The sequence below is a fragment of the Stenotrophomonas sp. CFBP 13718 genome, assembly GCF_014842145.1.
Lineage (GTDB): Bacteria > Pseudomonadota > Gammaproteobacteria > Xanthomonadales > Xanthomonadaceae > Stenotrophomonas.
Window position 1 is genome coordinate 254,517 of the sequence record NZ_JACYVC010000004.1, and the last position, 12,850, is coordinate 267,366.

Here is a 12,850-nt window from a genome sequence, read left to right on the forward strand (position 1 = left end):
GATCAGCGGGGGCGTTACCCGCCGATGCCCACCATCGTCGCCAGCTCATCAGCCGACAGGGGGGCGGCAAACAGGAATCCCTGCAGCTGGTCGCAGTGCAGGTCGGTCAGCACATCCCGCTGCGCTGCGGTTTCCACGCCTTCGGCCACGGTCGTGTAACCCAGGCCCTTGGCGAGCTCGATGATCGCCTTCGCCTTCAGACGCGCACCCGGATCATCCGCCAGGTGATCCACCAGCGATTTGTCCATCTTGATCGTGGAAATGGGCAGCCGTGAGAGATACCCGAAGTTGCTGTAGCCGCTACCGAAGTCATCAATTGCAATTCGCACGCCCACGCCCGCCAGGCGCGCCAACTGCTCGCCCGCCACGGTGTTGGCTCGCAGCCATTCTCCTTCGGTAATCTCAATTTCCAACAGCGAAGGCGCGAGGTCACGTGCAGCCAGTTTCTGCAGCAGGCGCTCGGCCATGCCCTCGGTGGAAAGATCCGACGCGGCCAGGTTGACCGACAGCGACAGCGACAGGCCGGCCAGCTGCCACGTCGCCAGCTGGTCCAGCGCTGCATCGACGACCCAGCCGCTGACTGCCGGCATCAGCGCCGTACGCTCGAAGACGGGAATGAACTCGGCCGGCCCTACCGGCCCCAGGCGGGGATGGTTCCAGCGGATCAGCGCTTCGGCCGAAACGATCTTCTGCGTGATCGCCTCCACGCGTGGCTGGAACAGCAGGTAGAACTCCTCGCGCCGCAGGCCGCGCTCCGCATCCGCTGCCAGGCGGTAACCACGCCGCAGCAGCTCATCGCGGCGCTCGGAGTACCAGCAGAAATCCAGGCGCCCGGTGATGGCCGCCTGCAGGCTGACCAGCAGCTTGCGCAGCACATCGTTGCTGCTGTCCTTGGCCGGATCGAACGTGCAGATGCCGGCATGGAACTGCGGTGACATGGGCACGGCGGCGGCCATCACCGGGCGGGTGATGCGCTGCTTCAGTTCCAGCAACAGCGTCTCTACATCCTCCGCCAACGGCTGATCGACCAGAAAAACAAAGCGGCTGGTGCCGACGTGGTAGATATCGGCGATGTCCTCCAAGGCGACGCGCAGGCGAACGCCGGAGCGGTGGATCATCGCCTCCAGCGGCGGCATGCCCAGTGCCTGGCCTGCTTCTTCCAACCGCGGTACATCCAGCACGTCCAGCAGCACGGCGTGCACAGGGCCCCGCGCACGCGATACCAGGCCGTCGTAATCAATATGGAACTGGTGCCGGTTGGGCAGGCCGCTGACCGGATCCTGCCGCCCGGACAGGCGCCGCAGCTCCAACTGGCTCATGGCCATGGCGGCGAGGGTCTTGAGGTGCTGGCGGTCGTCTTCGCTCAGCTCGCGCGGCTCGCGCGCCATCACGCAGATCGCGCCGATCGGCACCCCGTTCTTGGCCACCAGCGGGGCACCGGCATAGAAGCGCAGGTGCGGCGGACCGCACACCAGGCCGTTACCCGCGAAACGGGGATCCGCGCGCAGGTCCGGCACCACCAGGACGTCGGCAGCGGTGATGGTGTAGGAGCAGACAGACGAGCGGATATCGGTTCCGGGAATGTCCAGTCCGACTTTGGAGATGAAGCGCTGGGAGTCCGTACCCACGATCGAAACGAACGCGACCGGCGCATTGAACGCGAATGCGGCGAGCTGCGTGATGCGGTCCAGCGATGCGCCCGCTGCCGCATCCAGCACCTGCAGGGCACCCACGGCGGCCATCCGTTCCTGGGTTTTCAGTTCCTCTGACATCGGCGTCATGGGTGGTGCAAGGCTCTTGGACTGCAATGAACGATTCGATAGTGCCGCACTGAGGGCAGAAGCGGCAGATGCAGGCGCACATCATCGGCAAGCCGGGTAAATCGTTCAGTGCACAGACGTGGTGCAGAGGCAGATCGCATGTTCCGCTGCAGTATCCCGCCACCCCCCGTCACGTCCCGGTGCCATGCGCACAGCGTGCACCCTGCGACATCAACGCCGCGTCACGCCGATAGTCCGGATCAGAAAGTGCTGCGTATTCAGGGGCTTCACCGGACAGGTGTTATTGACGTGAGGTAAGGTACCGCGTTGCCTGCGCTCACCTGTGTCGTTTGAAACGCCGTGTGACGTGGGCCGAAAGGACCATCTGTTTTTCATCCGAGGGCATGATCCACCCATGAGCAATTCCCCCATCCCCCTGGCGCCCGGTGCTCTCCGGCGCTCGGTATCCAATACCCTGAAAGGCTCTGCCGGCAATCTGGTCGAGTGGTACGACGTTTACGTCTACTCGGTGTTTGCCAAGTATTTCGAATCCCAGTTCTTCTCGGCCGACGACAAGAACTCCAACATGTACATCTGGGGCATCTTTGCCGCGACCTTCCTGATGCGCCCGATCGGCGCGTGGTACTTCGGTCGTTTCGCCGACCGTTACGGCCGCCGGCTTGCGCTCACCGTGTCGGTCAGCGTGATGGCCGCCTGTTCGTTCCTGATCGCCATCGCGCCTACGGCGGCCTCCATCGGCATCTGGGCGGCGGTGATCCTGTTGTTTGCCCGCCTGCTGCAGGGCTTCGCCACCGGCGGCGAATACGGCGCCAGTGCGACATACATGTCCGAGGCGGCCGTTCCCGGCTGGCGCGGTTTCCTGTCCTCGTTCCATTACGTGACCCTGGTCGGCGGCCACGTGCTCGCACAGGCGGTGCTGCTGGTGATGCTGCTGTCCTGGGACGCGACGCACGTGTCTGAATGGGGCTGGCGTGTGGCCTTCGGTATCGGCGGCATCGGCGCGCTGGTCGTGTTCTGGCTGCGACGCACCATGGACGAATCGCTGAGCGCGGAATCGATCGAAGCGGCGAAGGACGGCAAGGCGAAGGCCACGGGCTCCATGCGTGAGCTGTTCGTCAACCAGTGGCGTCCGCTGCTGTTGTGCTTCCTGATCACGGCCGGCGGTACCGTGGCGTTCTACACCTACACCATCAATGGCCCGAAGATGATCCAGACCGCTTTCGCCGGCGATGACGTGATCACCGGTACGCTGATCAACCTGGGCGTCCTGACGTTCCTGATGCTGCTGCAGCCACTGGGCGGGCTGTTGTCCGACCGGATCGGCCGCAAGAGCCTGCTGGTGTTCTTCGGCATCGGTGGCGTGCTCTACACCTGGTACCTGATCACGGCACTTCCGCAGCAGACCTCGGCCCTGTCGGCGTTCCTGATCCTGGCCACCGGCTTTGTCATCCTGACCGGTTACACCTCGATCAACGCCGTGGTGAAGGCCGAGTTGTTCCCGGCACACATCCGTGCGCTGGGCGTCGGACTGGGCTATGCCCTGGCCAACTCGTTGTTCGGTGGCACCGCGCCGCTGCTGTACCAGGGCGCGCTCGCGACGGGCCGCGTGGATGAATTCATCATCTACATCACGGCGGTCATTGCCGTGTCGTTGGTGGTCTATATCTTCTTCCTGAAGAACAAGGGCCCGAACTGGCTGGATGGCACACGCAGCTGACTGCGCTGAGCCAGCAGTGATGAAATGAGAAGGGCCCGTGCAGCGATGCGCGGGCCCTTTTTCGTGGTGCGGAGCGGACAGGTGTGGCTCGTCGATGCTGACGCGCTCTGCACGCGGCGTGCACCTTGCGGATGCTGCCACTCACGCACTCTGGGAATGTCCTTCACCTGATCGGAGCCACATGAATACTCCCGGCAAGCCCAAGCCCTCGTGGCGTCAGGGCCGCTACCTCTGGGTCGCCTTTGCAGTCGTACTGGTGATCGTGTTCATCACCATGTTCAATCCCTGGTAACGCGCTGTCCCCTTCAGTCGAAGTAGACCGCCAGCCCCACACCTGCCTGCAGATCCGGGCTGTCAGCGTCCAGACCGGCATCGAGTGACGCATCCAGCTGGATGCGTTCGCTCCACAGGAAGGTGACACCGCCGCCCGCGACCGATTCATTGGGCTCGCCCCGCGTATGGGTGAAACCCGCTTCAATGAAAGCTGACCAGCGCGGCCCCAAGGCCAGCGATAGGCTGGGTGACCACACCGTTGAGCGCTGTCCGTCGCCACGACTATGGCTGACATACAGATCGCTGGTCAGATCCTCAGTGAAATCATGTTCCCAGCTGCCGGCGAGCGCGTACTGCCTGCCCTCACTGAACGCGGCATTCCCCCGTGCCAGCGTCGCAGACGCCAGCACGGCAAAGCGGTCGTTCTCGGTGCGCAGGGGGGCGAGCCACTTCAGTGCGACCTGGGTATCGCCGGTGCCGCGCTCACGAAGACTCGGTTCCGTCGGTGTACGCATGCGCTCGCGTTGCCAGGGTGACCCCGACAGTTGCAGTTCCAGCCGCGGCGCCAGGCCCGTGCGCAGGGTGACCTCGCTGTCGAACTGTTCGCTGCGGACGCCGTCGCGAGCGGTGTCGCGCGTGTAGGACGGCAGGCCCAGTTCCAGTGCCATGGCGCCACGCGGCACGATACCGGTCCCCAGCCCGAGACCCGGACGATCGAACGCGGGGACGTCCTCATCGTCTGCCTGTTGCGCGGCGGCGGTGCCGCTCAGCAGCAGGCCCAGCAAGGAGGCGACGAACAGGGGAGTGCGCATGGGATGTCCTGCAGAAACGGTGCGCGGATGATGCGACCGCCGCGATACCCGGGTCAATCGATCAGGCGGGCAAAGCGGGGCTGCGGACCCTCTGCGCCGGCGATCGTTTCGACGAACATGTCGTACGGGCGTACCCACAGACCGCCTTCGCCGTACAGGGCGCGATACAACACCATCGGCTGCAGCGACTCGCTGCTGCGCACGACGTCGACCACCTCATAGAGGCCGCCCTTGAAATGACGATAGCGCCCCGGTGTCAGGTGAGGCAGGGCGGGGAGGTCGGACATGGCGGCACCGGTCAACGGGGAAGAACCTGGATTGTTCAACGGCCCGGTCGCCACGTCCACTGCGGTTGCAGCGCGGGTCAGAACACGGTGGCGCGCAGCAGCTCTTCGACCAGGACCAGGTAGCTGGCGACGAAGTAGAACTTGATCAATGACGGACGTTGAGCGAAGTAGGTGCGCATGTGGAAGGGGCCCCCTGTGGTGTACGCAGTGTGAAATAAAACACCGGTACGTGACAAGCATCACGTAGCGTTCACGGTGAACGGACTCAGGGATGTGATTTCCCGGCAGGGCGGGCCTTTCAGACCGGACCGATGGGGTCAGGGACGCCCGGCGCCTAGCATCTGCTCAACGGCTGGGCTGTCGTCATCAGCCTTGACCCGACCCACACTTACCTGCCAGGAGCTCCCCCATGGTCATCGTCGTAGAAAAGGTCGAACGCCGCTGGCGTGTCGTCCACCCCCAGCATCCCTTGCACCGGGATTTCGCCAGCGGCAGCGATGCATTCGACGTGGCGGCTGCACTGGCCCGCTCCTGCCACCGCGAGGGTGGCCAGGATGTCGTGGTGCGTGTCGAAGCGTTCCAGGCGGGCGTGGAGGCGCTGCGTATCAGTGGCAGTGGCCGCGCCTGAAAATCAGAAAACCCTGATGGAGTCCGAGACAGACATCCCCTAGTCTCGGTGGCTGGCGGGGGCCATTGGTGCCAGGCACAGGTCAGGACGGCGAGGGCAGCGCGAAGGCTTCCCTCCCGGGCCGTATGTCGTGGCATCCCGTTTGCTCATGGAGAGAGACCGACATGTTGATCCGCGTCCAGAACGAGCAGCGCCACTGGCGCGTGCTCCATCCCCAGAAGACTGAAACCGTTTCGTTCCACGAAGGCACCGCCGCGTTCGACTTCGCAGATGCGCTTGCGCGTGAACTGCATGCGCGCACCGGCCAGGCCTGCGCGGTACGCGTGGAAACCCCCGACAGTTACGTTGACACCGTCCGCTACGGCTGAAATCGCAGTACAGCGCGAGGCAGGTGTGGCCCAAGGCTGAACAGGGCGTAGGGGTAGTACAACGGAGGCTGACCGGTTCCGCCCGCGGAGGCTTTGCGTCGGGCTGAACTTGCGCCATGCTCGGCCTACCGATCGATCAGGACGCTTCACATGACCCAGGAACTGTCTTCCTCACGCCGCCCCTTGGGCTCCTTGTGGGCGATCTGCCTGCCGCTGCTGGTCGGTGCCGGCATCGCCGGCACGGCACACGCGCAGTATCGTGACAACGATCGCTACGCGGAGGATCGGTACGGCAACAGCAACACCACCATCCGCTGCGAATCGGTGAAAAACCGCAACAAGGAATGCCGACTCGACGGCCGTGCACGGCTGGTACGCCAGCTGTCCGGCGCGGCCTGCGTTGAAGGGCGGAGCTGGGGCCAGTCGCGCGGCGGCGTGTGGGTCAGCAATGGGTGCCGTGCAGAGTTCGTCGGCGAGCGGGGACGTCCCTCACGCCCGGGCCACGGCGGCGGCAACTGGGGCGGCGGCAATGGCAACGGTAATGGCTGGGGCTCGGCAGGGCAGGTGATCGACTGCGACTCGAATGATCGTCGCCAGCGCCGCTGCAACGTCACCATCCGGCAGGACGCGCGCCTGATCAAGCAGAAATCCGGCACGGCCTGCATCGAAGGGCAAAGCTGGGGCTGGGATCGCAACGGTGTGTGGGTCAGCAACGGCTGCCGCGGCCAGTTCCAGGTCCGCTGAGCTAGCGGATACAGGGGCCCGCCGAGCATGGCTCGGCGCTACGGACGGCCTGACGATCCATCGGAATGCGTGTAGCGCCGAGCCATGCTCGGCGGGAGCCACGCGACACGCCACCGACCCGGGGTCGGCGCTACCCGATCAGCCTGCCGCGCTCAGCGGCGTACTGCCCGCCGCCAACGTCGGCCAGCGCTTCAGCACCGCCGCCCGGATCCCGGCGGCATCGATGCCGGCTTCGCCCAGCAGATCTTCGCGGCTGGCGTGATGCTGGAAGGCATCCGGCAGCCCGAGGTGCAGGAACGGCTTCAGCACCTCTTCCGTGCTGAGCAGCTCAGCCACGGCGGACCCGGCACCACCGGCCACCACGTTGTCTTCGATGGTCACGAAGCCCTCGTGGCGGGCAGCCAGCTGCAGCAGCAGATCGCGGTCCAGCGGCTTGATGAAGCGCATGTTGACCACCGTCAGGCCCAGTGCGCGGCCGACGGCCTCGGCATCGTTGACCGTGCTGCCGAAGGCCAGCAGCGCGATCCGGCTGCCCTCCACGCGGACCTCGCCCTTGCCGATCGGCAGGGTGGACAGATCGGTGCCGGCGGCCACGCCGGTGCCACTGCCACGCGGGTAACGCACGGCGGCAGGACCCGCGTGCTGCAGGCCCGTACTCAGCATCTGCCGGCATTCGGCTTCGTTGGACGGCGCCATCACCACCATGTTCGGCACGCAGCGCAGGAAGCTCAGGTCCAGGTTGCCGGCATGCGTGGCACCGTCCGGACCCACTACGCCGGCGCGATCAATGGCGAACAGCACGTCGAGGTTCTGGATCGCCACGTCATGCACCAGTTGGTCATAGGCGCGCTGCAGGAAGGTGGAATAGATCGCCACCACCGGCTTGGCGCCCTGCGTGGCCATGCCGGCTGCCAGTGTCACCGCGTGTTGTTCGGCGATCGCTACGTCGTTGTAGCGGTCGGGATACTCACGGCTGAAACGCACCAGGCCGGAGCCCTCGCGCATGGCCGGGGTGATGGCGTGCAGGCGCGGCTCTGCGGCGGCGGCGTCGCACAGCCAGTCGCCGAAGACATCGGTGTAGGTGGGCTTCTTCGTGCCGCCCTTGGCCACCAGGCCCTTGACCGGATCGAACGGCCCCACTGCGTGGTAACCGATCTGGTCACCCTCGGCCGGCTCGTAGCCCTTGCCCTTGGTGGTCAGCACGTGCAGCAGCTTGGGGCCCTTCAGCGTGCGCAGGGTCTTCAGCGTGGACAGCAGCGCTGGCATGTCATGGCCATCGATGGGGCCGGTGTAATGGAAGCCCATCTCTTCGAACATCGTGGACGGCACGAACATGCCTTTCCAGTGTTCTTCCCAGCGTTTGACGAAGCGCGCGGGATTATTGCGTTTGTCGCCGAGGATCTTCTTGCCGCCTTCGCGCAGGGCATTGAGCGTGCGGCTGCCCGTTGCGCGGCCCAGTACTTTGGTCAGTCCGCCCACGGCTTCGGAGATCGACATGTTGTTGTCGTTGAGGATCACCAGCAGGTTCGGCTCCGGTTCCATGCCGCCGGCGTGCATCAGGGCCTCGAAGGCCATGCCTGCCGTCATTGCGCCATCGCCGATCACAGCCACTACGCGGCGATCATCGCCTTCACGCTGGCGGGCGATCGCCATGCCCAGCGCGGCCGAAATCGAGGTCGACGAATGGCCGACGCCAAAGGTGTCGTACTCGCTCTCTTCGCGCTTGGGGAACGGAGCGACGCCGTCTTTCTGCTTTACCGTATGGATCTCATCGCGCCGTCCGGTCAGGATCTTGTGCGGATAGGTCTGGTGGCCCACGTCCCATACCAACTGGTCGTGCGGCGTCTGATAGAGGTAATGCAGGGCGACAGTGAGTTCGATCACGCCCAGGCCGGCAGCGAAATGCCCCCCGCTGCGGCCTACCGATTCGATCAGATAGGCGCGCAGTTCGTCGGCGACCGCCCTCAGTTCGGGTTCTTCGAACGTGCGCAGTTCATCCGGTGTCTGGATGCGCGAGAGACGGGGATAGCGGGCAGAGTCGATCATCATGTTCGTACTTGTGCTGACCGTCTATTTTCGCGCTCATTCCAAGGTGGAGCAAGCAGACTCCGACATCCGTGATCGCCCGGTGAGTGCTGATGGCTGCCGGATCACGCCGAGAGCTTGGATTTCTTCGGCAGCTGCGCTTTCAGGAAGGCCATCTGATCGGCCAGGATATTTCGGTTGGACAGGATCAGGTGTTCGATCCAGCTCGGCCGGAAAGGCACGGCCAGCAAGGGCATGCCCGCTTGCTGCGGGGTCCGGTTGCTCTTGCGCGAGTTGCAGTGGAAGCACGCGGTGACCACGTTTTCCCAGACATCCAGGCCTCCCTTGGACAGCGGCATCACATGATCGCGGGTGAGAACCGGACGTGAATGCTGTTGCCCGCAGTACAGGCAAAGATGGGCGTCACGCGCGAACAGCGCGGCATTGGTGAGGTTGGGCGTGGGAGCGGGCGACCGCGAACGCGCGTGCCCGCGGGTGGCGATGATGGGGTGCAGGTCCATCCCGCTGCGCAGGCCGCTGAGCCGGTTGACGCCGCCGTGAATGTGCAGGCAGGGGTCGCCCAGCGTCCACGACACCGCACCGCGGGCATACAGGCACGACGCGTCCTGCCAGTTGATCCAGTCCAGGACCCGGCCGTGGGCATCAAGGGAAAGCAGGCGGACGGTGCCGGGGCGATGCAGTGCGCTGGCGAGCGGCGATGACCCGGCCTCCGGAGCGGATGAGGCAGCTCCGGTAGTGATCAGACCCAGGCGTGTAGTGTCTGTCTCCATCGGAATAACAGCTTATACCCGAAAGATGACGCTTTGTGTAACAGCCCCCCGCACGGTCATGATCGCCGCTGCGCTCGCCGAGCATGGCTCGGCGCTACCGGGTAGTGGCGGCCGCTGGCCGTCAGCCGAAGCGCGCGTCGTCCATCGCCATCAGCGTGTCGGCGCCGGCCTGGATCGCGGCGGCGTGTGCCAGGGTGCGTGGCAGCACGCGCGCGAAGTAGAAACGTGCCGTTTCGCGCTTGGCCTGCTTGAACGCATCGCTCTGTGCGCTGGCATCAGCGGCGGCCACGCTGCGGGCCCACCAGTACGCCAGCACCACATACCCGGAGTAGAACAGGTAGTCGTGGCTGGCTGCGCCGAGTTCGTCGGGATTGCCGGCCGCACGCTGCAGGACGTCCATCGTCAATGCGCCCCACTCACTGGCCTTCGCGCGCAGCGGTGCGATGAACTCCGCCAACGCGTCGTCCCCTTGGTGCGCCTGCGCGAAGGTGTCGATCTCCGCCAGGAACAGTTTCAGGCCTGCGCCTTGGCTGGAGGCGGTCTTGCGGCCGATCAGGTCCAGGGCCTGGATGCCGGTCGTGCCTTCATACAGCGTGGTGATGCGGGCATCGCGGGCCAACTGCTCCATGCCGTGTTCGCGGATATAGCCGTGGCCGCCGAAGCACTGCAGGGCGTTGTAGGTATTCTCGATGCCCCATTCGGTCTGGCATGCCTTCGAAATGGGCGTCAGGAAGCTCACCAGCGTGTCGGCACGCTCGCGCTCGGCGGGGTCCTGCGCGCCGTGGGCGATGTCGATCAACGTGCCGGCATGCAGCGCTAGCAGGCGGCTGCCTTCCAGCAGCGACTTGATGGTCAGCAGCATGCGGCGCACATCGGGGTGCACGATGATCGGATCAGCCGGCTTGTCCGGGAACTTCGCGCCGCTCAGCGAGCGCGACTGCAGCCGCTCACGCGAATACGTCAGCGCGTTCTGATAAGCGCGCTCGGACAGGCCGATGCCCTGCAGGCCCACACCCAGGCGCGCGGTGTTCATCATGGTGAACATTGCCTGCAGGCCCTTGTGCGGCTGGCCGACGAGATACCCCTCGGCGCCGTCGAAGTTCATCACGCAGGTGACCGAGCCCTTGATGCCCATCTTGTGTTCTATCGAGCCACACCGCAGCGCGTTGCGTTCGCCGACCTGGCCCTCGCGATCGACCTTGAACTTGGGCGTCACGAACAACGAAATGCCCTTCGCGCCGGCCGGTGCGCCGGGCAGCTTGGCCAGCACCAGATGCACGATGTTGTCGGTCAGGTCGTGCTCGCCGGCGGTGATGAAGATCTTGGTGCCGGTGATCGCGTAGCTGCCATCCGGATTCGGCTCGGCCTTGGTCTTCAGCAGGCCCAGGTCGGTGCCGCAGTGGGGTTCGGTCAGGCACATGGTGCCGGTCCAGCGGCCTTCGATCAGCGGCTTCAGGAACGCTTCGTGCTGCCACGCTTCGCCATGGTGCTTCAGCGCCTCGATCGCACCGTGCGACAGCAGCGGGAAATTGCCCCAGGCCAGGTTGGCCGCGTTGATCATTTCATTGAGCGGGACCCCCAGCGTGTGCGGCAGACCTTGTCCGCCAACGTCGGGCGACGCGGTCAGGCCTGTCCACCCGCCCTCGACGAACTGGTCGTAGGCCTGCTTGAAGCCGGGCGGCGTGGTGACTTCACCGCTTGCCTGGTCGAGCACGCAGCCCACCTCGTCGCCGACGCTGTTCAAGGGCGCCAGCACCGAGCCACTGAAGCGGCCTGCCTCTTCGAGTACGGCATCCACCACGTCGGCGGTGGCATCACTGAAGCCCAGGCGGGCGAACAGTGCCTCCACCTTGAGCACGTCATGCAGGGCGAAGCGCAGGTCGGAAAGCGGGGCGGTATAGCTGCTCATCGTGAAGCGTCTCGATCAGGGGCGGGGGGCAGGGAAGGTGGAAATCAGCGCAGCACGCCGGGCAGGCCCGGTGCGGGGTTGAGAGTGCTGCGGTTGTTGATCTGGAACGTGCGCTGCTTTTTCTCTTCCGGCGTGGCTGAGACCGATCCTTCCAGCGTGTAGGAAAGGGTGTGGTTGCCGGCCAGTGCATCGGCCACCATCAGGCGCGCCTGTGCAGCGGGCTGCACCTGCAGTTCGATCACGTCGGCCGATGTGCCGCCGATGGACACGCCGGGCTTGGTGCTTAGCGTCCCGGCGTCGGCGTCGCCAACCGAAAGCTTCAGTGCCACGTCATCGAAGCGCATCGGCATCGAGCTGAAGTTCTGCAGGCGCAGCGCGATCTTCCAGCTCCCGTCGGCATTGACGGTGAGCTGCTGCAGGCGCGTGGCGGGTTCGGAAACGCGCTTCACCACGCCCTCGCCGCAGGCGGTCAGGGCGAGCAGGGAAAGCAGAATCAGGGCAGTACGGAAGCGGCGGAACATGGGCGCAGGTCCTCGCGGAAGAGAGTGCGTGGGAAGGAAGATACTACGGCGTATGGTGCCGTGCACAGGGCTTCGGCTGAACGCCAATCCTAATCGGTACGCACGACGACGGGGCTCGCGCTCTCTGCAGTGCCGCAAGCGGGATCCGGCTCCTGGATCATCGTGGCGAGCCCGTTATTCGATGGGCGCCAACACCCGCAGTGGCGCCAGGTCGTAGCCCATCGATTCGGCACGTGCCTTCAGGGCGTCCAACTGCGCCCGCGGCATGCTTGGCGAGCGCGACAGGATCCACAGGTATTTGCGATCCGGCTCGCCGACCACCGCCCACTGGTAGTCCGGGTCCAGCGCGATCACCCAGTAATCCGCCCATACCAGCGGGACCCACGACAGCCAGTCCGGCGCAAAGCGCACCTGCAGCTGTCCGGGCTCGCCGGTGACCGGGCGCGCCACGCCCTCGGCCTGGAGCCGGCTGCCATCTTCCACGCGGCAGCCGTTGAGCACGCTGATGCGCCCGTCGCTGCGCAGGCTGTAGGTCGCGGTGATGTCACCCACGCACTTTTTCTGGAACGACACGGGCAGGTGCGCGATCTCATGCCACTGGCCGGCGTAGCGGTCGATATCCAGCGCTGCAACCGAGCGCACCGGCTCGGCAGCGTATGCGCTCACGGTGAGGCACAGCAGCACAGCGGATGCCAGCAGGCGGGGCAGGGCATGACGATTTTTCATGGTGGGGGCCCAAGGTCGTAGGGGTCGATCTTAGCCATGCCGGCAGCTCCACCGATGTGAAGTGCGCGATCCGCCTCCGCCCCGGATGTGCCATGCTCCGGCCGTCGCTACCGACAAAGGGAATGCCGTAATGAGCAAGGGTATGAACCAGAAGAAAGACCAGAAGAAGAAGCCGGCGAAGACGGCCAAGGAAAAGAAGGCGGAAAAGACCGAAAAGAAGGCAACCCGCAGCTTCGCGCCGACCTGATCCGCACGAACTGCCGGCAGG

General features: G+C 65.2%; 12 protein-coding genes. 4 read left to right on the plus strand and 8 right to left on the minus strand.

Features of this window, described 5'->3' with window-relative positions:
- Positions 1-14 precede the first annotated feature (14 nt).
- The gene (locus tag IFT58_RS09175; protein WP_249405205.1) at positions 15-1,781 is read right to left on the minus strand and encodes a sensor domain-containing phosphodiesterase; all 1,767 of its coding nucleotides are present in this window, start codon (positions 1,779-1,781) and stop codon (positions 15-17) included.
- Positions 1,782-2,175: 394 nt separating this feature from the next.
- Between IFT58_RS09175 and IFT58_RS09180 the strand changes: the two genes are divergently transcribed.
- Complete coding sequence (locus IFT58_RS09180) at positions 2,176-3,498, plus strand: MFS transporter (protein ID WP_188326778.1); 1,323 nt, start codon at positions 2,176-2,178, stop codon at positions 3,496-3,498.
- Positions 3,499-3,803: 305 nt separating this feature from the next.
- Here IFT58_RS09180 and IFT58_RS09185 read toward each other — a convergent pair whose 3' ends face one another.
- Both IFT58_RS09185 and IFT58_RS09190 read right to left on the minus strand, forming a co-directional pair.
- Positions 3,804-4,583 carry a transporter gene (locus IFT58_RS09185; RefSeq protein WP_192094526.1) on the minus strand — a complete coding sequence of 260 codons (780 nt, stop codon included), beginning with the start codon at positions 4,581-4,583 and terminating at the stop codon, positions 3,804-3,806.
- 53 nt (positions 4,584-4,636) lie between these two features.
- Complete coding sequence (locus IFT58_RS09190; protein ID WP_192082606.1) at positions 4,637-4,870, minus strand: DUF1653 domain-containing protein; 234 nt, start codon at positions 4,868-4,870, stop codon at positions 4,637-4,639.
- 409 nt (positions 4,871-5,279) lie between these two features.
- Here IFT58_RS09190 and IFT58_RS09195 point away from each other — a divergent pair, with 409 nt between their 5' ends.
- The 3 genes from IFT58_RS09195 to IFT58_RS09205 all read left to right on the plus strand — a co-directional run bounded on the left by IFT58_RS09195 (position 5,280) and on the right by IFT58_RS09205 (position 6,610).
- Entirely contained in the window at positions 5,280-5,498 is a 219-nt protein-coding gene (locus IFT58_RS09195) for a hypothetical protein (RefSeq protein ID WP_192094527.1), read from the plus strand.
- A gap of 164 nt (positions 5,499-5,662) precedes the next feature.
- Positions 5,663-5,866: a hypothetical protein gene (locus IFT58_RS09200; protein WP_192082609.1), complete on the plus strand. Its 204-nt coding sequence runs from the start codon at positions 5,663-5,665 to the stop codon at positions 5,864-5,866.
- A 150-nt stretch (positions 5,867-6,016) separates the two neighbouring features.
- On the plus strand, positions 6,017-6,610 hold the full coding sequence (locus tag IFT58_RS09205) for a DUF3011 domain-containing protein (RefSeq protein WP_192094528.1): 594 nt from the start codon (positions 6,017-6,019) through the stop codon (positions 6,608-6,610).
- A 138-nt stretch (positions 6,611-6,748) separates the two neighbouring features.
- Here the strand turns inward: IFT58_RS09205 and dxs are convergent, their stop codons facing one another.
- From dxs to IFT58_RS09230, 5 genes are all read right to left on the minus strand, one after another.
- A complete protein-coding gene (dxs, locus tag IFT58_RS09210; RefSeq protein WP_192082652.1) occupies positions 6,749-8,656 on the minus strand; it encodes a 1-deoxy-D-xylulose-5-phosphate synthase in 1,908 nt (635 codons plus the stop codon).
- Positions 8,657-8,760: 104 nt separating this feature from the next.
- Positions 8,761-9,426, minus strand: a complete 666-nt coding sequence (locus IFT58_RS09215; RefSeq protein WP_188326784.1) for an HNH endonuclease — start codon at positions 9,424-9,426, stop codon at positions 8,761-8,763.
- Positions 9,427-9,547: 121 nt separating this feature from the next.
- Positions 9,548-11,335 (minus strand): acyl-CoA dehydrogenase C-terminal domain-containing protein, encoded by a 1,788-nt coding sequence (locus IFT58_RS09220; RefSeq protein ID WP_192094529.1) that lies wholly within the window; start codon positions 11,333-11,335, stop codon positions 9,548-9,550.
- Positions 11,336-11,379: 44 nt separating this feature from the next.
- On the minus strand, positions 11,380-11,856 hold the full coding sequence (locus tag IFT58_RS09225; protein WP_192094530.1) for an LEA type 2 family protein: 477 nt from the start codon (positions 11,854-11,856) through the stop codon (positions 11,380-11,382).
- A gap of 174 nt (positions 11,857-12,030) precedes the next feature.
- Complete coding sequence (locus IFT58_RS09230) at positions 12,031-12,582, minus strand: lipocalin family protein (protein ID WP_192094531.1); 552 nt, start codon at positions 12,580-12,582, stop codon at positions 12,031-12,033.
- Positions 12,583-12,850 lie beyond the last annotated feature (268 nt).